The organism is Rhodococcus sp. SMB37, assembly GCF_004345605.1.
Lineage (GTDB): Bacteria > Actinomycetota > Actinomycetes > Mycobacteriales > Mycobacteriaceae > Rhodococcus.
In genome coordinates, this window is sequence record NZ_SLVY01000018.1 from 75,785 (window position 1) to 96,543 (window position 20,759).

The 20,759-nt window shown below is 64.5% G+C and carries 25 protein-coding genes, 1 tRNA gene and 1 pseudogene; 15 read left to right on the top strand and 12 right to left on the bottom strand.

Features of this window, described 5'->3' with window-relative positions:
- Position 1: 1 nt before the first annotated feature.
- The 5 genes from EV641_RS24080 to EV641_RS24100 all read right to left on the bottom strand — a co-directional run bounded on the left by EV641_RS24080 (position 2) and on the right by EV641_RS24100 (position 6,421).
- Positions 2-1,486 carry a penicillin-binding protein 2 gene (locus EV641_RS24080; protein WP_132475160.1) on the bottom strand — a complete coding sequence of 495 codons (1,485 nt, stop codon included), beginning with the start codon at positions 1,484-1,486 and terminating at the stop codon, positions 2-4.
- Entirely contained in the window at positions 1,483-2,931 is a 1,449-nt protein-coding gene (locus EV641_RS24085) for an FtsW/RodA/SpoVE family cell cycle protein (protein ID WP_054719267.1), read from the bottom strand. Before EV641_RS24085 ends, EV641_RS24080 begins: the two co-directional genes overlap by 4 nt.
- The gene (locus EV641_RS24090) at positions 2,931-4,442 is read right to left on the bottom strand and encodes a PP2C family serine/threonine-protein phosphatase (RefSeq protein WP_132475161.1); all 1,512 of its coding nucleotides are present in this window, start codon (positions 4,440-4,442) and stop codon (positions 2,931-2,933) included. The genes EV641_RS24085 and EV641_RS24090 overlap by 1 nt, the downstream gene beginning before the upstream one ends.
- Positions 4,439-4,900, bottom strand: a complete 462-nt coding sequence (locus EV641_RS24095) for an FHA domain-containing protein (RefSeq protein WP_054713680.1) — start codon at positions 4,898-4,900, stop codon at positions 4,439-4,441. Before EV641_RS24095 ends, EV641_RS24090 begins: the two co-directional genes overlap by 4 nt.
- 156 nt (positions 4,901-5,056) lie before the next feature.
- The gene (locus EV641_RS24100; RefSeq protein WP_132475162.1) at positions 5,057-6,421 is read right to left on the bottom strand and encodes a DUF3662 and FHA domain-containing protein; all 1,365 of its coding nucleotides are present in this window, start codon (positions 6,419-6,421) and stop codon (positions 5,057-5,059) included.
- A gap of 203 nt (positions 6,422-6,624) precedes the next feature.
- Between EV641_RS24100 and EV641_RS24105 the strand changes: the two genes are divergently transcribed.
- Positions 6,625-6,707 (top strand) — tRNA-Leu (locus EV641_RS24105).
- A 343-nt stretch (positions 6,708-7,050) separates the two neighbouring features.
- Here EV641_RS24105 and EV641_RS24110 read toward each other — a convergent pair.
- A complete protein-coding gene (locus EV641_RS24110; RefSeq protein ID WP_132475163.1) occupies positions 7,051-7,419 on the bottom strand; it encodes a hypothetical protein in 369 nt (122 codons plus the stop codon).
- Positions 7,420-7,604: 185 nt separating this feature from the next.
- Here EV641_RS24110 and EV641_RS24115 point away from each other — a divergent pair, with 185 nt between their 5' ends.
- Positions 7,605-8,084, top strand: a complete 480-nt coding sequence (locus EV641_RS24115) for a nucleoside deaminase (RefSeq protein ID WP_132475164.1) — start codon at positions 7,605-7,607, stop codon at positions 8,082-8,084.
- A 23-nt stretch (positions 8,085-8,107) separates the two neighbouring features.
- Here EV641_RS24115 and EV641_RS24120 read toward each other — a convergent pair whose 3' ends face one another.
- The gene (locus tag EV641_RS24120; protein WP_054713669.1) at positions 8,108-8,545 is read right to left on the bottom strand and encodes a carboxymuconolactone decarboxylase family protein; all 438 of its coding nucleotides are present in this window, start codon (positions 8,543-8,545) and stop codon (positions 8,108-8,110) included.
- Between the two features lie 208 nt (positions 8,546-8,753).
- Between EV641_RS24120 and EV641_RS24125 the strand changes: the two genes are divergently transcribed.
- Both EV641_RS24125 and EV641_RS24130 read left to right on the top strand, forming a co-directional pair.
- The gene (locus EV641_RS24125; RefSeq protein ID WP_132475266.1) at positions 8,754-9,257 is read left to right on the top strand and encodes an NAD(P)H-dependent oxidoreductase; all 504 of its coding nucleotides are present in this window, start codon (positions 8,754-8,756) and stop codon (positions 9,255-9,257) included.
- Positions 9,254-9,736: a flavin reductase family protein gene (locus EV641_RS24130; protein ID WP_132475166.1), complete on the top strand. Its 483-nt coding sequence runs from the start codon at positions 9,254-9,256 to the stop codon at positions 9,734-9,736. The genes EV641_RS24125 and EV641_RS24130 overlap by 4 nt, the downstream gene beginning before the upstream one ends.
- A 22-nt stretch (positions 9,737-9,758) precedes the next feature.
- On the opposite strand, the pseudogene EV641_RS29950 reads toward EV641_RS24130, so the two are convergent.
- A pseudogene (locus EV641_RS29950) lies at positions 9,759-10,236 on the bottom strand (DNA-binding transcriptional regulator); the annotation flags it as partial.
- 123 nt (positions 10,237-10,359) lie between these two features.
- Between EV641_RS29950 and EV641_RS24140 the strand changes: the two are divergent.
- Positions 10,360-10,755 carry a RidA family protein gene (locus EV641_RS24140; RefSeq protein WP_132475168.1) on the top strand — a complete coding sequence of 132 codons (396 nt, stop codon included), beginning with the start codon at positions 10,360-10,362 and terminating at the stop codon, positions 10,753-10,755.
- Positions 10,756-10,775: 20 nt separating this feature from the next.
- Here EV641_RS24140 and EV641_RS24145 read toward each other — a convergent pair whose 3' ends face one another.
- On the bottom strand, positions 10,776-11,315 hold the full coding sequence (locus EV641_RS24145) for a putative immunity protein (RefSeq protein WP_132475170.1): 540 nt from the start codon (positions 11,313-11,315) through the stop codon (positions 10,776-10,778).
- A gap of 104 nt (positions 11,316-11,419) precedes the next feature.
- Between EV641_RS24145 and EV641_RS24150 the strand changes: the two genes are divergently transcribed.
- A complete protein-coding gene (locus EV641_RS24150) occupies positions 11,420-11,608 on the top strand; it encodes a ChaB family protein (protein WP_054713673.1) in 189 nt (62 codons plus the stop codon).
- Positions 11,609-11,649: 41 nt separating this feature from the next.
- Here the strand turns inward: EV641_RS24150 and EV641_RS24155 are convergent, their stop codons facing one another.
- Positions 11,650-12,243 carry a TetR/AcrR family transcriptional regulator gene (locus tag EV641_RS24155; RefSeq protein ID WP_241997431.1) on the bottom strand — a complete coding sequence of 198 codons (594 nt, stop codon included), beginning with the start codon at positions 12,241-12,243 and terminating at the stop codon, positions 11,650-11,652.
- A gap of 119 nt (positions 12,244-12,362) precedes the next feature.
- Here EV641_RS24155 and EV641_RS24160 point away from each other — a divergent pair, with 119 nt between their 5' ends.
- The gene (locus EV641_RS24160; RefSeq protein ID WP_054713675.1) at positions 12,363-13,181 is read left to right on the top strand and encodes an alpha/beta hydrolase-fold protein; all 819 of its coding nucleotides are present in this window, start codon (positions 12,363-12,365) and stop codon (positions 13,179-13,181) included.
- Between the two features lie 6 nt (positions 13,182-13,187).
- On the opposite strand, the gene EV641_RS24165 is transcribed toward EV641_RS24160, so the two are convergent.
- A complete protein-coding gene (locus tag EV641_RS24165; RefSeq protein ID WP_132475172.1) occupies positions 13,188-13,664 on the bottom strand; it encodes an SRPBCC family protein in 477 nt (158 codons plus the stop codon).
- A gap of 176 nt (positions 13,665-13,840) precedes the next feature.
- On the opposite strand from EV641_RS24165, the gene EV641_RS24170 reads away from it, so the two are divergent.
- On the top strand, positions 13,841-14,740 hold the full coding sequence (locus EV641_RS24170; protein ID WP_241997432.1) for an NADPH-dependent oxidoreductase: 900 nt from the start codon (positions 13,841-13,843) through the stop codon (positions 14,738-14,740).
- 148 nt (positions 14,741-14,888) lie between these two features.
- Here EV641_RS24170 and EV641_RS29955 read toward each other — a convergent pair whose 3' ends face one another.
- Positions 14,889-15,107 (bottom strand): hypothetical protein, encoded by a 219-nt coding sequence (locus EV641_RS29955; protein ID WP_241997433.1) that lies wholly within the window; start codon positions 15,105-15,107, stop codon positions 14,889-14,891.
- Between EV641_RS29955 and EV641_RS24175 the strand changes: the two genes are divergently transcribed.
- The 7 genes from EV641_RS24175 (at position 15,106) to EV641_RS24205 (ending at position 20,747) form a co-directional block, all read left to right on the top strand.
- Positions 15,106-15,843: an ABC transporter permease subunit gene (locus EV641_RS24175; protein ID WP_241997434.1), complete on the top strand. Its 738-nt coding sequence runs from the start codon at positions 15,106-15,108 to the stop codon at positions 15,841-15,843. The genes EV641_RS29955 and EV641_RS24175 overlap by 2 nt on opposite strands.
- On the top strand, positions 15,833-16,576 hold the full coding sequence (locus tag EV641_RS24180; RefSeq protein WP_054713676.1) for an ABC transporter ATP-binding protein: 744 nt from the start codon (positions 15,833-15,835) through the stop codon (positions 16,574-16,576). Before EV641_RS24175 ends, EV641_RS24180 begins: the two co-directional genes overlap by 11 nt.
- 65 nt (positions 16,577-16,641) lie before the next feature.
- Complete coding sequence (locus EV641_RS24185) at positions 16,642-17,712, top strand: PhnD/SsuA/transferrin family substrate-binding protein (protein WP_241997435.1); 1,071 nt, start codon at positions 16,642-16,644, stop codon at positions 17,710-17,712.
- A gap of 75 nt (positions 17,713-17,787) precedes the next feature.
- Positions 17,788-18,705, top strand: coding sequence for a TauD/TfdA family dioxygenase (locus tag EV641_RS24190; RefSeq protein ID WP_132475176.1), 918 nt, complete (start codon positions 17,788-17,790; stop codon positions 18,703-18,705).
- A gap of 18 nt (positions 18,706-18,723) precedes the next feature.
- Positions 18,724-19,950, top strand: a complete 1,227-nt coding sequence (locus EV641_RS24195; RefSeq protein ID WP_241997436.1) for an MFS transporter — start codon at positions 18,724-18,726, stop codon at positions 19,948-19,950.
- 54 nt (positions 19,951-20,004) lie between these two features.
- Positions 20,005-20,358: a VOC family protein gene (locus EV641_RS24200; protein WP_054715050.1), complete on the top strand. Its 354-nt coding sequence runs from the start codon at positions 20,005-20,007 to the stop codon at positions 20,356-20,358.
- A gap of 38 nt (positions 20,359-20,396) precedes the next feature.
- A complete protein-coding gene (locus tag EV641_RS24205) occupies positions 20,397-20,747 on the top strand; it encodes a hypothetical protein (RefSeq protein WP_054715040.1) in 351 nt (116 codons plus the stop codon).
- The last annotated feature ends 12 nt before the right edge of the window (positions 20,748-20,759 follow it).

Here is a 20,759-nt window from a genome sequence, read left to right on the forward strand (position 1 = left end):
GTCAGCCTCCCTGCATTCCGGCCGAAATCACGGCCCGTCCGATAGGCGCAGCCACTGAGCCGCCGGTCGCGGCAAGGGCACGGTCGCCACCGTCCTCGACGATCACGGCCACCGCCACTGTGGGCTGCTGAGCGGGTGCGAACCCGATATACAGCGTGTGGGGCGGAGTGTTACGTGGGTCGCTGCCGTGCTCGGCGGTGCCGGTCTTCGACGCGATCTGAACACCGGGAATTGCACCCTGTCCACCCGACCATTCTTCGGAGCCGATCATCAGATCGGTCAGTGTTGCCGCGACCGAGGGGTCGATGGCCTGCCCGAGGGATTCGGGTTTTGTTTCCGCGAGGAGTGCGAGATCGGGCCCCTCCAGACGTTCGACGAGATACGGCTTCATACGCACACCGCCGTTGGCGACGGTCGCGGCGATCACGGCGTTCTGCAACGGAGTCAATGCGACGTCACGCTGGCCGATGGTGGACTGTCCGAGCGCTGCACCGTCCGAGATCGGCCCGAGGGTGCTCTCCGCGACCGGCAGCGGAATGTCGATGGTCTCGCCGATACCCAGAGCTTCCGCCTGGTCGACGAGAGCCTCGCGACCGGTGTTGATGCCCATCTCGACGAACGCGGTGTTGCACGAGCGTGCGAACGCTTCGCGCAGCGACACCGTGGGGGCGTCGCCGCAGGCCGCGCCGCCGTAGTTCTCGAGAGTCGTCGTGCTGTCGGGGAGCGTGATGTTCGGCGCAGCAGTGAGCTGATCGTCCGGGGTGACGCCCGAGCCGAGAGCAGCGGCCGTCGTGACCACCTTGAACGTCGAACCCGGCGGGTAGGTCTGGGAGATCGCGCGATTGAGCATCGGCTTGTCGGGGTCGGAGTTCAGTTCGTCCCACGCCGCCGACGTCGCGGCACCGTCGTGGCCGGACAACCGGTTCGGGTCGTAGCTCGGCGTGCTCACCATCGCGAGGATCTTGCCGGTCGAAGGCTCGATGGCCACCACCGACCCGGTGTATCCCTTGGAGGTCAGTTCGTCGTACGCGACCTGCTGCATGGCCGGATCGATCGTCGAAACCACATTGCCGCCGCGCGGGTTGCGTCCCGATACGAGATCGAACAGCCGACGTCCGAACAGCAGGTTGTCGGAGCCGTTGAGCAGCTCGTCCTCGCTGCGCTCGAGGCCCGTGCTGCCGTACTGCATCGAGTAGAACCCGGTGACCGGCGCATAGGCGAGCGGACTCATCGGCTGCGCGGGTGTCGACGGGTATTCACGCAGGTACTTGTAGCGGCTGTCGGTCGGGATCGACACGGCCAGTGCCTGCCCGGCAGCGGAGATCTGGCCGCGCTGACGCGAGTACTCGTCGAGCAGCACCCGCGAGTTACGCGGGTCGGTGCGCAGATTGTCTGCCTTGATGACCTGCACGTAGGTGGCGTTGGCGAGCAGGGCGACGACCATGAACATCACGGCCATCGCGACTTTGCGGAGCGGCGTGTTCATTCGCGCCCCATCATTTCCGTCTGAGCTTCCGCGATGGGAGTCACCGGTTTCTTACGCGGTTGGACGGGTTCGCGTGCGGAGTGCGAGATCTTCATGAGCAGAGCGAGCAGTAAGTAGTTCGCGAGCAGCGACGACCCGCCGTACGACACGAACGGCGTGGTCAGGCCCGTGAGGGGGATCAGTTTGGTGACTCCGCCGACCACAACGAACAACTGGACGGCGAGGGTGAACGACAGACCGGCGGCGAGCAGTTTGCCGAAACTGTCGCGCACTGCGAGGGCAGTGCGCAAACCACGGATGACCAGGATGAGGAACAGCAACAGGATCGCGGCGAGCCCGATCAGGCCCAGTTCCTCACCGATCGCGGCGATGATGAAGTCGGTCTTTGCGAACGGCACCTGAGCGGGCCGTCCGCTGCCGAGACCTGTGCCGGCGACACCGCCGGTGGCAAGGCCGAACAGCGACTGCGAAATCTGATAGCCCGTGTTGCTGTAGTCGGCGAGCGGGTCGGCCCATGTCAGGACACGGACCCGGACGTGGCCGAACATCTGGTACGCGAAGACGAATCCGATCGCGAGTAGCGAGAACCCGATGATCAGCCAGCCCACGCGTTCCGTCGCGATGTAGAGCATCACGAGAACGGTGGTGAACAGCAGCAGTGACGTGCCGAGGTCCTTCTCGAACACCATGACGCCGATGGAGATGATCCACGCGGCGAGGATCGGACCGAGATCGCGCGCACGGGGGAAATCCATGCCGAGGAAATGTTTGCCGGCCGTGGTGAACAGATCACGTTTCGCCACGAGCACGGACGCGAAGAAGATGATGAGCAGGATCTTGGCGAATTCACCCGGCTGGATGCTGAATCCGGGGAGCCTGATCCAGATCTTGGCGCCGTTGACCTCGGAGAACTGCGACGGCAGCAACGCCGGGATCGCGAGGGCAACCAGCCCGATCAGCCCGAGGGTGTAGCTGAAGCGGGCAAGCAGCCGATAGTCATGGAGGAACACGAGAACAGCGATGAACAGGGCTATGCCGATCGCAGTCCACAGCACCTGCTGGTTCGCGTCGGGCGACGGCATCGACAGGCCCATGTAGCGCGCGTTCTCCTGGTCGGCGAGGTCGAGCCGATGGATCAGCACGAGGCCGAGGCCGTTGAGCAACGCGACGATCGGCAACAGCAGCGGATCGGCGTACTTGGCGTACCGCCTCACCGCCAGGTGCGCGAGGAGGAACAATCCGGCGTACGTGAGACCGTACTTCGCGAGGTCGAACGTGAGCGCCTGCTCGAGGGAGGCCTCGACGAGCATCATCGACACCGTCGTGATGGCGATCGCGACGAGCAGCAGTCCCAGTTCGGTGTTGCGCTTCGTGGATTGAGGAGGGGCCGGAGCGAAACCACCGGGGGGGCTCGGAAAAGCCCCCGCGCCATGGGTCACCGACATCAGGCGCCCACCCTGCAGTTCTGCCCGGGGATCTGGGGTGCGGGCGCCGGTTCCGGTGCCGCCAACGATTCGGTTCCACCGTTTCCGGGTGTCGGCTCGCCAGGTGCGGGCGCTGCCTCGCTCGGAGCGGGTTCGGCGGGTGCCGATTCTGCTGTCGGGGCCGGTGTCTCGCCGGGCGCGGGCGCGCCTGGCGTGGGTTCGCCGGGCGCAGGTGGTACGGGCGCGGGGGTCGGGGCAGGCTCGGACTCCTCGACCTTGCACACCGGAAGCAGGTCCTGTTCGGCGAGGCGCGCCATCTGGACGTTCGCCTCGTCGAGTGTCCCGGAGGGAAGCCCGGCACGAACCTGTTCGCGCGCAGCGGGCTGAAGGTCGTCGACCATCATCACGCGGCACTGGGCGTCGCCCGGATCGACAAGGGTCAGCTCGCCGTCGTCGGTGACGCACCCGATCCGTGCCGGTTCCTGCAGTGAGTAACCGAACACGTTGCCGGGAAGTCCGCGCAGCACGGTGACACGGGCATCGTCGGCGCTGACGTAATAGTTGTTTCGGATCATCTGCCGACCGAAGAAGCCGCCGGCGGCGATCAGGCCGAGCACCACGAGCGCGATGAGCGGAGCCCACCAGCGGCTACGACGCTTCTTCGGCTCTTCGGGGGCTTTGTTGATGACGCGCTTGGGTGTGGCGCGCGGCGGTCGCATCGCGGCAGCGCGACCGGCGGCGGTGTTCGGGCGGGGAGCGTCGTCCTCGTCCTCACCCGACGCTGCTCCGGCGACGATGGGGTTGCTCTGCCCGTAGTCGAGGTCGATGACGTCGGCGACGACCACGGTGATGTTGTCGGGTCCGCCGCTGCGCAACGCAAGCTCGATGAGCCGGTCGGCGCACTCGTCGTGGCTGCCCTCGCCCAGGGTGTTGGCGATCGTCTCGTCGCTCACCACATCGGAGAGACCGTCGGAACAGATCAGGTAGCGATCGCCGGCGCGCGCTTCGCGCACTGTCAGCGTCGGCTCCACCTCTGCGCCCGTGAGAGCGCGCATGATCAGCGAACGCTGCGGGTGCGTGTGCGCCTGCTCCGCGGTGATGCGGCCCTCGTCTACGAGCGACTGCACGAATGTGTCGTCGCGGGTGATCTGGGTGAGCTGGTTGTCGCGCAGCAGGTAGGCGCGGGAGTCGCCGATATGGGCCAGGCCCAGTTTGCTGCCGGCGAAGAGGATGGCGGTGAGCGTGGTGCCCATACCGTCGAGTTCGGGTTCTTCCTCGACCTGATCGGCGATCGCTGCGTTGCCTTCGCGCACCGCGTCGTCGAGCTTGCCGAGGAGATCTCCACCCGGCTCGTCGTCGTCGAGATGCGCGAGCGCGGCGATCATCAGTTGCGAGGCAACCTCGCCGGCGGCGTGGCCACCCATTCCGTCGGCCAGCGCCAGCAGTCGCGCGCCGGCGTAGACGGAGTCTTCGTTGTTGGAGCGAACGAGGCCTCGGTCGCTGCGGGCAGCGTAGCGCAGTACAAGTGTCACGGGCGGAGCTCGATCACAGTCTTACCCACGCGCACAGGAGTGCCCAGGGGTACGCGGACAGCAGTGGTGACTTTCGCTCGGTCCAAGTACGTTCCGTTCGTCGAGCCGAGGTCTTCGACGTACCAGTCGGAGCCCCGCGGAGAGAGTCGCGCATGTCGAGTGGACGCGTAATCGTCGGTGAGTACGAGTGTCGAATCGTCGGCGCGGCCGATCATCACCGGCTGGGTACTGAGCGTGATCCGGGTACCTGCGAGTGCACCCTGTGTCACGACCAGATACTTGGCGGTCTTGTTGCGGCCGAGCGACGGCAACACCGACTGCTTGGGGGAGTAGCGCGGTAGCGGTCGCGCAGAACCGGCATAGATGTCCGAACGCAATGCACGCAGCACTGCCCACACGAACAGCCACAGCAGCAGAAGGAAACCTGCCCGGCTCAGCTGCAGAATCAGCCCCTGCACGGCATGTCCTCCTTCGGCATGTGCGACCGGTGCGCGGTCGTCCGGTTCGGTGCGGTCACTCACAATACGGACATCGACCGACTCCATGCAGAGTCAGATCCGCAGCTCGCGCTTCGGACGAGTTCTGCGGATCCGGTGAGCCGGTTTTCCCGCTGGTCAGAGGATGCGGACCAGGATTTCCGAGTGGCCTGCGCGGATCACATCGCCGTCGGCGAGCTGCCAGTCCTGAACCGAGGCACTGTTCACGGTAGTGCCGTTGGTCGAACCGAGATCGGAGAGCATCGCGACCTGGCCGTCCCAGCGGATGTCGATGTGGCGGCGCGACACACCTGTGTCGGGGAGGCGGAACTGAGCGTCCTGCCCGCGACCGATGATGTTGCTGCCCTCGCGGAGCTGGTAGTAGCGGCCGCTGCCGTCCTCGAGCTGCAGAGTCGCCGTCAGAACACGTCCGGCCGCGGCCGGGGGCTGCTGGTAGCCGCCACCCGCATATGCCTGCTGCTGGTAGCCCTGATCGGGCTGCTGGTAACCGGGGTCTGCGTAACCCTGATCCGCGTAACCCTGCTGGCCGTACGCCTGCTGCTGGTAGCCGGGATCGGCGTAACCCTGATCCGCGTAGCCCTGGTCGTAGCCGGCACCTGCCGCGCCCGCTGCGTACCCCTGCTGCTGGTAGCCGGGGTCTGCGTAGCCTTGGTCGGCGTAGCCCTGCTGGCCGTAGTCCTGGCTGTAGGCCTGCTGGCCGTATGCCTGGTCCTGGCCGTAGGCCTGTTCCTGCGGGTAGCCGCCCTGGTCCTGCTGGTAGCCCTGGGCGCCGTAACCCTGCTGGTCGTATCCCGGCTGCTGGTAGCTCTGCTGGTCATAGGCCTGCTGGTCGTAACCCTGGGCACCGTAGGCCTGCTGGTCGTAACCGGCCTGATCTTCGTACCCGCCGCCCTGGGGGGCGTAACCACCGTTGTAGCCCTGTGCGTAGCGCTGATCCTGGCCGCCGTGCGCGTGACCGTTTCGTGCGTACTGTGCTTCCGCCTCGGCGGGGTCACGGCTTGGTTCGTAGCCGGGGTTCTGCGTCATGGAGCCAACTCCTGGTTCGGGGGTCACTGTTGGACGGTTCTGCGGGGTCCGCTGTGACGGGGCGTGCGTCTGTGGACGCCCTGCCTCAGGGTCGACAGAGCCGTGTGTTCGGAACTGCCCGGTGTGCAATGCCGAAGACGACTCGAATACAACCTGGATCTCACCGTATGTCTGCCATCCCTGTTCGCGAATGAAGTCCTCAAGGTGACGCGCGAACGCCTTCACAGTCAAGTCCCGATCCGCCGCCAAGGCCTCGTGATCGGAGTCACTGATGGTGATGACGTACTTGTTCGGGGCCAATATGTGGCCACGGTCAAGGTGCTGGACGCCGTCGGTTGCCTCCTGCTGGAGCGCAGCTTCGACTTCCTGGGGGACGACACCGCCACCGAAGACGCGGGCGAACGCGTCGCCGATTGCAGCCTGGAGCTTCCGCTCGAAGCGTTGGGCGATACCCATGACGACCCCCTTTCCGGTGACAGCGTGTCGTGGGTGCAGATCTCGCTACTGCATGGTATCTACTTTTGCTCGGATTCGACCGGGCGGATTACCGCGCGTGTTCAACTTGACACGTTTCAGGCCTCGATCGGTCCCGGAAAACCTCCCTGACCTGGTGAATCGGTGATCGGGTATGCCTTGTGTTACTGTTTTCTGCGTTGCTCGGGCGAGTGGCGGAATGGCAGACGCGCTGGCTTCAGGTGCCAGTGTCCTTCGGGACGTGGGGGTTCAAGTCCCCCTTCGCCCACAGAAGGCAATTCGATGAATTGCAATAAACGAGGTCACGAACTCGAAAGAGTGCGTGACCTCGTTTTGTCGGCCGAGTGTCGTATCTATCGCGAAGCGCACGCTCCGGACAGATTCAACTGGTCGTGAGCGTTGTACCTGACTGGAAGTGCAGCGGAAGTCCGACTGTCCTCACATTGCTTCAGCCGCGCCGCGGACGACCGTCGAGAGGCTCGATGCGCTCGTGACCGCAGATGCAGAACGTCCCCGGACATGGCGGCGGATCGTCCGCCGTTGACCAGGTCATACATGGATGAGGCCCGGCGCGACGGAGAACGGTTCGACGGCTCGAGCGACTGCTCATCTCATCCCGCGCGCTCCGCGAGATTCAGGCCGACGATGAGCACCACCGCTATCGTCGTGGCACCGAGTAGCGGCCACACCCACATCATCACCCGACGTTGCGCGGCAGTGACGACTCCCACGACGGTGCCGACGACAGCGACGGCGATGCCACCCCATGTGACTGCGAACGCAGCGGTGAGATAGCCCTCTTGGCAACCGGCCGGGCCGCACGAATCCATCCCCATCGGGAAGAGCAGGGACAGGAAGAACGCAACAGCGGCGAAAACGATCGTCACGATGATGAACAGAGCGGTCACGACGGCATCGATCGTGCGGCGGGTGGACCGTTGTGGGCCTTCGCCGGCACGGTCGTGGCTCATCGAGGTCATGGATTCATTGTTGGGCGCCGTCGACAAGGTGTCCTGAGTGGCTCTACTCGAGTCCGTGTCGATGATCCCGTGCCCTGGACCGTTGCCGATGGTTGCACGATCATGGCAGAAGCAACCGGATCCATCGACGTGGTTGCGCGCGCAGCAGGTGCTGCGCCGGCCTCTCGAATGAAGGGACACGGACTGTGGTGAACGACGCGGATCTCGAGCACCTGTATCGGTGCATCGAACTCGCTGAGGAAGCGCTGCTCGCAGGTGACGAGCCATTCGGATCGGTACTCGTCGATGCAGAAGGCCGAGCCCTGGCGGAGGATCGCAACCGAATCGCCGGCGGTGACCGCACTCGTCATCCCGAATTCGCACTGGCCAGGTGGGCGGCCGAGAACATGACGCCCGACAACCGCGCGGGCGCAACCGTCTACACGTCGGGAGAGCACTGCCCCATGTGTGCAGCTGCGCACGGATGGGTCGGTCTCGGCAGAATCGTCTACGCCGCTTCCTCTCAGCAGCTCACCGGATGGCTCGAGGAAATGGGAGTGCCGGCGGGGCCGGTGCGGCCTCTTTCCGTCCGAGACGTTGCTCCCGGAGTCATCGTGGAAGGTCCGGCGCCGGAATTGGAGCACACGATCCGTCGGTTGCATCGCCGATGCCACCTCGGTGAGTGAGCGACGTCGAGCTGCAGAGAAGCTCAGGGGGCGACGGGATAGTGGCTGGTGATCGCCACTCGATTCCACGCGTTCATCACGATTGCCAGCCAGCTCACTGCCGATGCTTGTTCTGCGGTCATGGATCCGTCGTCCCAGGCATCCGATTCCGGAACCGTCAGCCGGGTGACCTGCTCGGCAAGAGCGAGCGCGGCCCGCTCCTGAGCGGTGAAGTACTGCGACTCCCACCAAGCAGCGACCACGGCCAGCCGGTCGGTCGTCTCACCCTTGGCGAGTGCGTCGCGTGTGTGCATCCGTAAGCAGAATGCGCAACCGTTGATCTGCGATATCCGGATCTTGACCAGTTCGGCCAGGAGCGGATCCAGATCCGCTTCCTTCACTGCGGCTTCGACCTGCTCATTCAGACTCGCCAGTTGCTTGTACGCAGCAGGATGTTGCTTGCTGAGATTCACGTCGCTCATCTGTCGTCCTCGAGGTTGTGCTGCGCCGAGAATGATGCCCGGATCTGCCGACCACCACCGTAGTGAATCGTCGGTGCGTCGTGCGGTGATCAGGCATCGAAGTTGTACTCGAGGCGAGTGAAAGTGTTTCGGTACACGCTCGGAAAGTGCAGGATGGCGGGTGCCCTCGTCTTTCTAACGGTGGCACCCCAAGGATTGGAAGGTGACTATGTCGATCGCCGTCGTGGCGGGCAATCCCAAGCCCGGCTCCCGAACTCTCGACGCCGGAACCCGGCTTGCGACCGCGTTGACCGGCCGGGAACCCGACCACGTGATCGATGTGATCAGCCTCGGCGCAGGTCTCCTCGGGTGGGGTGACGACGACGTCGCCGCCGCGGTGTCGACCGTCGCCGAGGCCGACCTGGTGGTGTTCGCCAGCCCGACGTTCAAAGCCGCTTACACCGGCGTGCTGAAACTGTTCCTCGATCAATTCGCCACCGGCGACGGACTGCGCGACGTGGTCGCGGTGCCGCTCATGCTGGGTGCTGGTCCGGCGCATGCACTGGCGCCCGACCTGCTGCTCAAGCCGGTATTGGTGGAACTGGGCGCGACGACGCCGGCGCCGGGCCTGTACCTCCTCGACTCGACCTATACGACGGACACCGTCATCGCCGATTACGCCGAGCGCTGGTCGCCGGTGTTGGCTGCAGCAACCAGGACGGAGGCAGCGTGAGCGCGCTCGACGGCACGGTACTGCGCGAGGCCTTCGCCCACGTCCCATCAGGCGTGGTCGCGATCTGCGCCGATGTGGACGGCGAACGCGTCGGGATGGCCGCGAGCACGTTCGTGCCGGTGTCGCTCGACCCGCCGCTCGTCTCGTTCTGTGTGCAGCACAGCTCGACAACTTGGCCGCGTTTGTCCGTTCTTCCACACCTGGGGATAAGTGTGTTGAGCGATGTGCACGACGGTGCCGCCAGGGCCCTCGCCTCGAAGAACGGCGACCGGTTCGCCGGTCTCGACACCGAGACCCGAAATGGGGGAGCACTGTTCGTTTCGGGGACGAGTGTGCGGATGGATGTGACCGTCGAGCAGGAAGTTCCGGCGGGTGACCACGCGATCGTGGTGCTGCGAATCAACGAACTCCTCACCGACTGCGATGTCGAACCGATCGTGTTCCACCGCAGTTCGTTCCGTCGCTTGATCGCGGCCTGACCGGTCTGGACGGCTCTCCGTAGAGGGTGACGAGCCCGATCGGCTCTACCGTGCGCCATTTCGGGGCCTGGTCCAGCGCTGCATATCGGATAAGGAGTCGGTGCCCGGAGAACACCGCGCGCCGGATCTCGGCCGCGACAGAGTCGGGTGTCTCGTCAGTGACCGCTCGGCGCGAGAGGAGGTCGGTCTCCGGATCGATGAGCAGTCGCTGGACTCCTTCGGTCGCGATTGCCTGTTGGCTCTCGGGTAGTGCGTCGATCACTTTGAGCATGGCGGACGCCAGCGCCGAACCGAGTCCGAATACTTGTGCGCCGCGTCGGGATCCGGACACCAGTAGGGCAAGCGCCTCGTCGTTGTTGAGTCCGGTGAGCTCGGTTCGGAAGCCGGGCAACAGCGCGAATCCGCCGTTCCGGCCGCGTTCGGCGTAGGTGGGGACGCCGGCGGTGGACAGCGTGCCTGCGCAGCAGCAGGACCAGCGATACCAACCTGTCGGCGCGCATACGCGAAAGCTACCGGAATATACGACACAAAGTGTCGTAAATATTTGGGAGGCTTGGACCGTCACAGTGGCTTCCGCGCTGCTGGACGCTCGCACTGTCGAATCGAATGGAACTGATGTGGCAATGGAACGTATTGCGGTGAACCCGGTGAAGTGGTCGATGGAGATGGGTTTCAATCAGGGTGAGATCGTCTCCGGACACACTCGGACGCTGTACTGCTCAGGGCAGACTGCGACGAATGGTGACGGTGAGCCCCAGCATGACGGCGACATGGCGGCACAGTTGACGCTGAGTCTCGACAACCTGGAGGCCGTGCTCGGCGAGGGCGGTATGTCCCTTGCGAACCTCGTCCGGCTCAACGTCTACACCACCGACATCGACCTGCTCTTTCCCCACTACGGCCTACTGACCTCGCGGCTGGGCGCCGCCGGGGTGGCGCCGACCAGCACGTTGCTCGGAGTGACACGGCTGGCGATCCCCAGTTTGCTGGTCGAACTGGAGGGGACCGCGGTCGGGTGACCGGCGGGTAGAGGCAGGAGTCAGCGGGATGCTCGGAGCGAGGAGTCCAGGGCGGTCATGAGGTGCGCAGCGCGGCTCCTGCCTGTCGGCGCGGCGGGATACCGGCACAGCACGTCGATCAACACCGGAGTTGCTCGTGCACGCGCCCGCTCGATCATCTCGTCCCCGAGGGCAGGGTCGTCACCGGATTCGATCTCGGCGATACGCGCCACGTTGGCTGCCGCACGAAGGATGTGCCCGACCTGGTGGGCCTTGGCGATCGGGTGCAGATAGGCAGCCGAGGCGGCGTCGCCTGCGGCTTGTGCCGCCAGACGGGTGACCTCGGTGGGAGCGTCGCCGGCCGCGCGGTGCGCGTCCATCGAGGTGACTCGCTGGAGCTTGGTCCGGCGCGCACCGTGGATGAACTCCCAAGCGGCATCCAGTGCGGCACGCGGTCGGGGATCGTCAGGTGTGGTGGACTCGAACAGGGGGAGAACCTCCTGCGCGGACTCGGCGACGTAGCGGGCCACTACGCGCAGTTCCTCGTGCGTCAGTTCGAAGTCGCCGGTCACGGACGTCATGGCCAGATCCTCTCATTGGCGAAGTGGCCCGATCGGCATCGCGGCGCCGCCGACCGACCCACAATGGGTGGCAGCACGTCCGTCGCCGACGAAGGGATGTCCAAGTGGACCGGTTCGAGCTTCCGCACACGGTGCGTCGATCGTCGAAGGAGGTGCAGGAGTTGTACGGCACTGCATACGAGGCCGCGGCCGAGCGGGTCGGCGAGGGCGAGGACGCCGAGCGCGCCGCGTACGGGGCGGTCAAGGAGAAGTACGAGCTCGAGAACGACCATTGGGTGCCGAAGCAGGATTGATGCTCGGCGGCAGCTGATGGTGGCTGCGACCTCTGATGTGATCAGAAGCCCTGAAATCCTCGTTCGAGCGCGTCGAGTGCTTGCGCCACTGTGCGGGAGAGTTGCTGCTCGACGTCGAGGGGCCGGTCTCGGTCGATGAGCCCTTGTTGCACGATGTTGTGCCGGAGCATGAGGATTCCCACCAACATCGCGGCCCATGCCACCGAACCGCTCGCGGTTGCCAGCGGTTCGATCCACGACTGCAGGATGGCGGCGCGTCGGGTCGTCAGGGTGGGGGAGTTACGTTCACATTCGGCCCAGACTCGCATCGCCTCCCATTGGGCGGTATCGAGATCGGACCATGGGCAGGGACCGGCCAGGATCGGGCCGTCGAGAATGATCGGGTAGAGCACGGCGGTCGGCGATTCGGAGTCCCGGTGGGACAGCGCGCTCTGGAGGGCCTCGAGGATCGCCGGCTCAGCGTCGAAGAACAGGTCTTCCTTCGCGCCGAAATAGTTCGTGACTGTCTTGACGGAGACATCGGCTGCCTCCGCCACCTGAGCGAGTGTCACCTTCTCGAATCCGTCGCGTTCGAACAGGCGCGTCGCCCGATCGGAGATTCGTTGCCGAGTTTCCGCGCGCTTGCGCTCCCTCATGCTTACCATGGTGGAAATAATACTACGGTGGTACTTTTCTTGGGCGCTACTCTCGTGCACTTCACCGACAGGGCTGAAGCCGGACTGCGTACAGAAGGATCGACTACAGAAAGATCGACATGAATCATCCACGCTCCCGGCTCGTACGGACGGAATTCGCTTCGTCTGCGGTCGGCGACACCGTCGAATACCGGGTGCTCCTCCCACCCGACTGGGTCCGGTCCGAGCCTGTTCCGCTGATAGTGCACCTGCACGGCGCGATGTCGTCGTCTGCTTCGCTGGAACTGGCGAGGCCGTTCTACGACGAACTCTGGGCCGACGGAGATATTCCGCGGGCGATCGTGGCGTGTCCGAGTACACCGACAGTCGGCGGCTTCTATATCAACGGGCCCCGACAGGCCTGGGAGACAATGATTTCCGAGGAGTTCCCGCAGCACGTCGCGGTCGTCTACGGCCATGCGGATGTGGTTGCGATGCTGGGCGCATCCATGGGCGGCTACGGTGCGCTCAAAGCCGCGTTCTCCACGCCGGATCGTTTCGCGGCGGTCGCCGCTATCTCACCCGCGGTCTTTCCGGGAGAGACCCCCGATGACGTTCCCTCACGGAACATCCCCTCCGTTCTCGGCGAGCTCCATCGCGCCATGTCGGAGGCGACCGGCGACCCGGCAGTCTATGCCTCGAACTCGGTGTACGGACGTGCCAGGACACACGCCGACGAGATCCGTGACGCCTCGCTCCCACTACTCGTCGACTGTGGTGCGCTCGACGAATTCCTCCTGCACGAAGGCGCCGAGTACCTCCACCGCGTCCTCGACGAGCTCGACATCGCTCACGAATATCGACTTGTCACAGGGGCCGGACATCTCGGACCCGCCGCTGACGAACGAACACGGGACGCGATCCGATTCATCGGAAGCGCCCTCGACGAGCGTGAATGAAACTGATCAGTGTGGATATCCGCGGTGTACGGTGCGCGCGAGGATTCCGAGGGTCGCCTTCAACGATCCTTCTGCGATGACCGGAAAGATCCCTGCCTCACGCCACTTCGGGTCGATATTCGACCAGTCGTAGTACGAGGTCACGAGGGAACCACCGTCCACCGGTTCGATCCGATAACCGTAGACGTGGCCGATCTGCGGACGAATGGTTCCCAGGATGGTCCAGGCAATTTCACGGTCCGGAACAAAAGTCTCGATCGTCACCGTCACGTCGTACTCGCCCAAGGGAATGTCGCCGAGAGCTTCACGGTCCATGTGTACGACGAAGCTGTCGCCGACCGAATTCACCACGTCGCCGTCTGCATCCATCAGCATTCCGGATCCGTCGATGGCAACGTGGCCCTGAGGGTCACGGAGCACCGAGAATATCGATGCGGGATCGGCTTTGATGGTGCGCTGCACTTCGATGCGCTCAGTCGACATTCGACGATGTTGTCAGATGATCGGTGTTTGTGCACCTATGGCATGTACGAGCGACCGATTCGGTGAGGTGCTGTCTCGACGATCGACTTTCGATCCGGCGAAGCAGAACCCTGTTGTAACGACAGTGGCGCGTGAAGTCTGATCACGACTTCGTCCGCAGATCGAAGGAACCCGCCGTGACCGTGACCGAGCACGACTCCACCTCGAGCATCGACAGCTCCTCCGTCGACCCCGCCGGCGCTCACGCCGGTATCCGGCACGGGGCGGTGAGCGCTCGCGAAGGGGCGTTCGTCCGTCGGTTCGGCGTACGCGACGACGACGGCCCGTGGAACGACACCCTCGCCGTCCAATTCGATCATCGATCGGTGCGCCGGTTCACCGAGCAACCGATCGACGAGGACATCGTCCGCACTCTGGTGGCGGCCGCGTCGTCGGCGCCCACATCGAGCAATCTGCAACTGTGGTCGGTGGTAGCTGTGACCGACCGCGAGCGCGTCGGTCGACTCGCCGCCCTTGCCGGCGATCAGGACGCCGTGCGTCATGCCCCGCTGTTCCTGGTGTGGCTGGCCGACTTTGCCCGAGCCGAGCGGATCGTCACGGCACGGGGACTCGATCTGCACAACGCCGACTATGCCGAGTCGACTCTGCTCGGGGTGATCGATGCGACCCTCGCGGCGCAGAATGCCGTGGTTGCAGCGGAATCCCTCGGTTTGGGAACGGTGTTCATCGGTGGCATACGGAACGATCCGGAGACAGTGGCAGAGATCCTCGGCCTGCCGCCGCGTGTGTTCCCGGTGGTGGGGCTATCCGTGGGATGGCCTGATCCGGACGAGACCGCGGAGGTGAAGCCGCGGCTCGGATTCGACGTCGTCTGCCATCGGGAGGGCTATCGGATCGACGAGCAGGACCACGGAATCGCCGAGTACGACGTGCGGGCCGAGGGCTTCTACCGTTCGCAGGGACTTGTCGGAAGCTGGACGGGAAGAATCGTTTCCCGGCTGACCGATCCCGCGGCCTTCGGTCCACGGCGCGGGATTCGGCAGGCGCTTGCCTCCCGAGGATTCCCCTTCACCTGAGACGGGCAGGCCGGTGGTGCGACCGCACCCGCGGAGTTTGCAAGCCCTTGTAATCAAGCCGATTTCAATGGTCGTCGCCCCTCGTCTCCGCGTTCTACATTCGACGAACACATGACCCGGAGTTGAACTTCCGGGGCCTGATTCACAGTCACGAGGGAGTTCCCATGCCGCGCAACAACTCGCGACGCCGGTGGTCCGGCGCAGCGATCGGGGAGGGCTGAGCGATGGCGACGATCCTCGACAGGACACGGAAGTCGGATGTGGGAGCGCCGACGACTGTTGACGCGGAGTCCACGCTCATCGATCCGACAGCGCTGAGCAGGAAGACCCAGAGCTCATCCCGCGTGCCGCGATCAGTGCAGCGCATGATCGGTCCAGCCCTGATCATCGTGATCTGGCAGCTCGTGGTGAGCACCGGGTTGTTCAACGAGAACACCCTCCCCCGGCCGTTGTCGGTGCTGTCGGCAGCATGGCGTCTGATCGCGAACGGCGAACTGCAGGAACATATGTCCATCAGTCTGCTGCGGGTGGGCTACGGCTTGCTGTTCGGAATCGTGCTCGGGCTGGTCCTCGCGTTGATCTCCGGATTGTCGCGCGTCGGTGAGAACTTCGTCGATGCCAACATGGAGGTCCTGAGGGCCGTCCCGAACTTCGCTCTCGTTCCCCTGCTCATCGTGTGGTTCGGTATCAGCGAGACCCCGAAGGTCCTGCTCATCACCCTCGCGGTTGCTGTCTCGATCTACATCAACACCTTCTCGGCAATTCGCAGCGTCGATGCCGGACTGGTGGAGGCTGCACGATCCTTCGGTGTGCAGCGTGCCGAACTGATCCGCCGGGTGATTCTGCCCGGTGCACTCCCCGGATTCCTGATCGGGCTGCGGCTGGCGCTGACCGGCGCGTGGCTGTCGCTGATCTTCGCGGAAACGATCAACGCGAAACGCGGTCTCGGTCGCATGATGAGCGACGCCCGCGAGTACTTCCAACTCGACGTGGTCTTCGTGCTCATCGCGGTCTATGCGATCCTCGGCCTGATCTCGATCTTCATCGTCCGAGCACTCGAAACGCGCCTGCTCACGTGGAGGAGGTCGTTCGATGGGAACTGACCTGATCGAACCGACCAGGACGAATCCGGTGGTCGTCGCACGTGGGGTGCGACGTGTGTTCGGTGAGCAGGTGGTGCTCGACGGTCTCGACCTCGACATCGCCCCCGGAGAATTCGTTGCGTTGCTCGGCCGGAGCGGATCCGGTAAGTCGACCTTCCTGCGGGCCCTGGGTGCGCTGGACGCCGAAGTGGAGGGACACCTCCGTGTTCCGGCCCAGCAGGCGATCGTCTTTCAGGATCCACGCCTGCTGCCGTGGCAGAAGGTGCTGACCAATGTCAATATCGGTCGCCCCGACAACGCGCAGACCCGCGCGGATGCCCTCGCCGCGCTCGACGAGGTTCAGCTCGCAAGCAAGGCCAAGGCCTGGCCGCGCACGCTTTCGGGAGGTGAGGCGCAGCGTGTGGCACTCGCACGGGCCCTCGTCCGAGAACCCGAGCTGCTCCTGCTCGATGAGCCGTTCGGTGCTCTCGACGCGCTCACCCGTATCAAGATGCACGGGCTTCTCCAGCAGCTCGTGGCCAAATACCGCCCTGCCGTGCTGCTGGTCACCCATGACGTCGACGAAGCAATTCTCTTGGCAGATCGCGTGATCGTATTGACCGATGGCGCGATCTCGCTGTCATCACCGGTCGAGATACCGAAGCCCCGCTCCCGCGATTCGCGGGAATTCAACGAGCTGCGGCGACAGTTGCTCACCGAGCTCGGCGTGGGCGACGAACCGGACGCGCAATGATCCGCCGGCTCTTCGCTGTGGGTGCACAGCACAACCACCACGGTTCGACGACGAAGGAACAGGCTGTGCCGAATACAGAAGGATCACGGTGGCTTCTGCTGCCCGCATTGGCGATAGCGTTCGCGGTCTCCGGATGTGGGCTGTCCGGGGCCGACGGGCAGGATGCACTCGCCGAGGCGACCATCGCCCACAGCAGCGATGACATTCCGGAGGGAACCTCTCTCGTCGTCGCCGAGCAGAATGCGAGCCGGTCTCTGCCGCTGCAGCTTTCAGGTGCCACCGAGGAACTTCCGTACTCGCTCGAATTTGCCGACTTCAGCGGCGGACCCGCGGTCATCGAAGCTCTCCGTTCCGGTGCTGCTGACATCGGAGCGATCGGCGAGGCCCCCATTCCGCTCGCAGTTGCCAGTGGCGTCACCGACATCGTCGCCATCGGTCTCGAAGCGAATCCAGGAAGCAGCGGCGGGTACTTCCTCGCCACACAGCCCGGAAGTGGAATCGAGACCGTCGCCGATCTGAAGGACAAGAAGGTCGCGTATCCACCGGGTACCGGACGGCACATGATCGTGGCCGGTCTCCTCGCTCGGGCCGGGCTCGATCCGAAGACGGACATCGAGGCCGTCGAGCTCGCGGGTGCCGAGGTCGCGCCGACGTTCGCGTCGGGTGCCGTCGACGCCGCGATCCTCACCGGCGTCCAGTACTACAAGGTGGGTTCGCCGCCGATCATCGGCGACGGAACCGGAATCAACACCGGAATCAACACGCTGATCGTCCGCAGGGAGACACTCGAGGATCCTGCGAAGGCCGCAGCCATCGGCGATTTCGTCGGACGTTCCGTCGCAGCAAACAACTGGATCACCGCTCATCCCGACGAATGGGTCGATGCGTACTACGTGGGAACCCAGGGCATGACGCCGGAGGACGGGAAGTCGTTGCTCGACCACATCGGTACCGGGAAGTACTACCCGATCGACGAGAAGTCGACCGCGCTGTTCCAGACGGTCGCCGACGGACTACTCGAGACCGGAACCATGGCCACCGCGGTCGATATCCGATCCTATGTCGACGGCCGCTACAACGACATCGTCGACGCACAGAACAACGCGGATGGATCCGAGCCGCAACCGTTGCCGTGATGCTCTGTGAACCAGATGTTCTGAAGTACCTGAAGTTCTCACAGCCCAGATAATTCCGATGAAGGGAAGTTCACCATGACCCAGGCCGCCACCAGACTCGACGTCATTCCCCAGTCCGGATACGCCGGTGCAGAGATTCGGGGTATCGACCTGACTCGCGAACTCACCGATGACGAGATCACCACCGTGCGTGACGCCTTGCTGAAGTGGAAGGTGGTGTTCTTCCGAGAGCAGTTCCTCGATCACGACCAGCACCTGCGGTTCGCGTCCTATTTCGGTAATCCGACCCCGGCTCACCCGTTGTTCGATTCGATCCCGGACGAGAACTACCCCACCATCTACCCGATCTTCCGCGATCGGTTCAAAGCTCGGGTCGCGAAGAGCAACGGCTACGACAAGGTGCGCTGGCACGCGGATGTGACTGCCGCGATCAATCCGCCGTTCGCATCGATTCTGCGTGCCGAGGAACTGCCCCCCTACGGTGGTGACACGCAATGGTCCAACGCCGTCGCGGCGTACAACGGTCTGTCGGCTCCGGTGCAACGATTGGTCGACGAACTACGTGCGGTGCACCAGTTCACGCCGGGTGCCGGGTCGAAGCCCACCGAGGACTATCTCCGCCGTGTCGAGCGTCGCCCGCTGGTGACCGAGCATCCGGTGGTGCGTGTGCACCCGGAGACCGGGGAGAAGGCGCTGTACGTCAATCCCGGTTTCACCCAGCACATCACCGGCGTCTCTGCGCACGAGAGCCGTCGTCTGCTCGGATTGTTCTACGAAGAGTTGGGCCGCCCCGAATACACCGTGCGGTTCAAGTGGGAGCCGGGCTCGATTGCATTTTGGGACAACCGTTCCGCTGTGCATCTGGCGCCGTCGGATCTCACGACAGAACACGACCGTCGGCTCTACCGCATCACTCTCGAGGGTGATGTGCCGGTCGGGCCCGACGGAGTCGAGTCCGTTGCACTCGAGGGTGACCCTTTCAACGCTGTCTGATCCAGTATTAGGAGTTCGATGTTCGCCCGCATGCGGGAGACGGAACCCTCTGCGGGCCTACGTCCATACTTCACGTCCCTGTTCATACCGTCCGCGATCTTCGGCCTCGGTACTGGCGCTGGGGCACCCATGATGGCTCTGCTCGCCCGGGAGCTGGGTGCCTCGGTGCCTGTCGCGGGCATCATCGTCGCGTTGCTGGCACTCGGTGCGGTGCTCGGCGACCTGCCATCGGGAACCTTGGTCGGGCGTTTCGGTGAGGTGCGCGCGATCGTCGTAGGATCGTCGCTCGGTGCGGTGGGCGTGATCATTTCGCTGGCGGCCCCCAACCCGGCGATCCTGGCGGTCGGTGCAGTGCTCACCGGATTCGCATTCGCTGTGTGGGGGCTGGCCCGCCAGAGTTACCTGGCCGGTGCTCTGCCGGTGCACATGCGAGCCCGGGGTATCTCCGCGAATGCGGCAATGCACAGGGCGGGAGTGCTGGTCGGACCGTTCGTCGGCGCGATCGCTGTCCATCAGTTCGGTATTCGCGGCGGACTGATGGTCGAACTCGTGGCGATCATCGTCGCGGGAGCGCTCATTGCTCGGACGACGGTTCCGGAACCGCAACGTTCCGAGGGCGGAGACGTGGGGGTCCTTGCCGTCGCGAAGTCTCACCATGTCGTGCTCCTGACGCTGGGAGCGGGGTCGATGCTCGTGGGGGCCTCGCGTGCGTCGCGTGAAGCGGTGCTACCCCTGTGGGCCGAGCACATCGGGATCGCGCCGGCCACGGTGTCCCTGGTGTTCGGAATCAGTGGTGCGGTGGATCTGCTGCTCGCCTACCCGGCGGGAGTCATCATGGACAAATTCGGCCGCCGCGTGACAGCGGTACCGGCTCTGCTGCTGTTCGGGATCGCGTTTCTGATCCTTCCGCTGATCCATGAATTGTGGTGGCTCGTCGTCGTCGCGATGCTGCTCGGTGCAGCCAACGGGTGGAGCAACGGGGTCGTCATGACGCTCGGTGCCGATGTCTCACCGCCGGATCGCCGCGCGGAATTCCTCGGCGCGTGGCGACTGACCCATGACGTCGGATCGTTCACCGGTCCGCTGTTGGTCGGTGTGGTTGCGGCGGCATCTCTTGCGGCGGGGGCTGTGGCGATCGGTGTGTTGTCCATCGCGGGCAGCGCCGTGATGTGGCGGTATATCCCGCGATACGTGCCCAGCCCGAAGGCACATCGACAATCCGTGAGCGCGGGCCTCGAGTCATAGGCACGTGTTCCCATTCGTCCAATCCGAATGCGGACGGACTGCGATGCTACGACGATGATCAAGAGAATCATTTCGTATGCCGACGGGCACGATCTTGCTGCGTCCAGGACCTTCTACGTCGAGGTCTTCGGGCTCGATGTAGCGATGGACGATCCGGTACTGGGTCTACAGTCCTCGGACGATCCCAGCGCGCAGGTCTTGATCCCGCCACATGGGATGGAGAACCCGGTGCCGCGCTTCGGGATCGATGTCGGGACGCCGGCCGCAGTCGACGCTGCCCACGCCGAAGCGATACGCAGAGGCTCGCCTGTGGTCTATCCGCTCACCGACGAACCATGGGGTGTACGACGGTTCTTCGTGGAGGATCCGAGTGGCACAGTGATCAACGTGCTCGCACATCTGTCCTGATCTGCCGGATGTCCTGATCTGCCGGATAGGGTGAGGCCATGAGCGCCATCCCCAGCCACTGGATTCCGCACCATCGTGAAGACGGGGAGGTCATCGGTTGGATCGACCTGGAATCCCAGGAACCAGACCTCATTCCGATCGATCGGTTGGGCCGGCCCCTCCCGTCGGTCTCCGATTGGAATGCAGCCGAGGAGGTGCTCGACGATGTGGGCCTGCGCTTCCTCATGAACCGATTCCACTACCGCGGGCACACGGTGCGGATCAGGCATCTCTACGAGGACCGCGTCATCGTCACTACCGCGGTGTCCGACGCGATCGGCGATGTCGGGCAGGAGTTCACGCTTCCCTTCCCCGCTGGCACCGATCTCACCGAGGTTCGAACGCGCTGACCGATCGGGCGG

What these genes read in the sequence shown, in the direction of transcription:
- EV641_RS24080 (WP_132475160.1), bottom strand. Translation starts at nt 1,486, where the DNA reads ATGAACACGCCGCTCCGCAAAGTCGCGATGGCCGTGATGTTCATGGTC.
- EV641_RS24085 (WP_054719267.1), bottom strand. Translation starts at nt 2,931, where the DNA reads ATGTCGGTGACCCATGGCGCGGGGGCTTTTCCGAGCCCCCCCGGTGGT.
- EV641_RS24100 (WP_132475162.1), bottom strand. Translation starts at nt 6,421, where the DNA reads ATGGGTATCGCCCAACGCTTCGAGCGGAAGCTCCAGGCTGCAATCGGC.
- EV641_RS24110 (WP_132475163.1), bottom strand. Translation starts at nt 7,419, where the DNA reads ATGACCTCGATGAGCCACGACCGTGCCGGCGAAGGCCCACAACGGTCC.
- EV641_RS24120 (WP_054713669.1), bottom strand. Translation starts at nt 8,545, where the DNA reads ATGAGCGACGTGAATCTCAGCAAGCAACATCCTGCTGCGTACAAGCAA.
- EV641_RS24125 (WP_132475266.1), top strand. Translation starts at nt 8,754, where the DNA reads ATGTCGATCGCCGTCGTGGCGGGCAATCCCAAGCCCGGCTCCCGAACT.
- EV641_RS24140 (WP_132475168.1), top strand. Translation starts at nt 10,360, where the DNA reads ATGGAACGTATTGCGGTGAACCCGGTGAAGTGGTCGATGGAGATGGGT.
- EV641_RS24145 (WP_132475170.1), bottom strand. Translation starts at nt 11,315, where the DNA reads ATGACGTCCGTGACCGGCGACTTCGAACTGACGCACGAGGAACTGCGC.
- EV641_RS24155 (WP_241997431.1), bottom strand. Translation starts at nt 12,243, where the DNA reads ATGAGGGAGCGCAAGCGCGCGGAAACTCGGCAACGAATCTCCGATCGG.
- EV641_RS24160 (WP_054713675.1), top strand. Translation starts at nt 12,363, where the DNA reads ATGAATCATCCACGCTCCCGGCTCGTACGGACGGAATTCGCTTCGTCT.
- EV641_RS24165 (WP_132475172.1), bottom strand. Translation starts at nt 13,664, where the DNA reads ATGTCGACTGAGCGCATCGAAGTGCAGCGCACCATCAAAGCCGATCCC.
- EV641_RS24175 (WP_241997434.1), top strand. Translation starts at nt 15,106, where the DNA reads ATGATCGGTCCAGCCCTGATCATCGTGATCTGGCAGCTCGTGGTGAGC.
- EV641_RS29955 (WP_241997433.1), bottom strand. Translation starts at nt 15,107, where the DNA reads ATGCGCTGCACTGATCGCGGCACGCGGGATGAGCTCTGGGTCTTCCTG.
- EV641_RS24180 (WP_054713676.1), top strand. Translation starts at nt 15,833, where the DNA reads ATGGGAACTGACCTGATCGAACCGACCAGGACGAATCCGGTGGTCGTC.
- EV641_RS24190 (WP_132475176.1), top strand. Translation starts at nt 17,788, where the DNA reads ATGACCCAGGCCGCCACCAGACTCGACGTCATTCCCCAGTCCGGATAC.
- EV641_RS24195 (WP_241997436.1), top strand. Translation starts at nt 18,724, where the DNA reads ATGTTCGCCCGCATGCGGGAGACGGAACCCTCTGCGGGCCTACGTCCA.
- EV641_RS24200 (WP_054715050.1), top strand. Translation starts at nt 20,005, where the DNA reads ATGATCAAGAGAATCATTTCGTATGCCGACGGGCACGATCTTGCTGCG.
- EV641_RS24205 (WP_054715040.1), top strand. Translation starts at nt 20,397, where the DNA reads ATGAGCGCCATCCCCAGCCACTGGATTCCGCACCATCGTGAAGACGGG.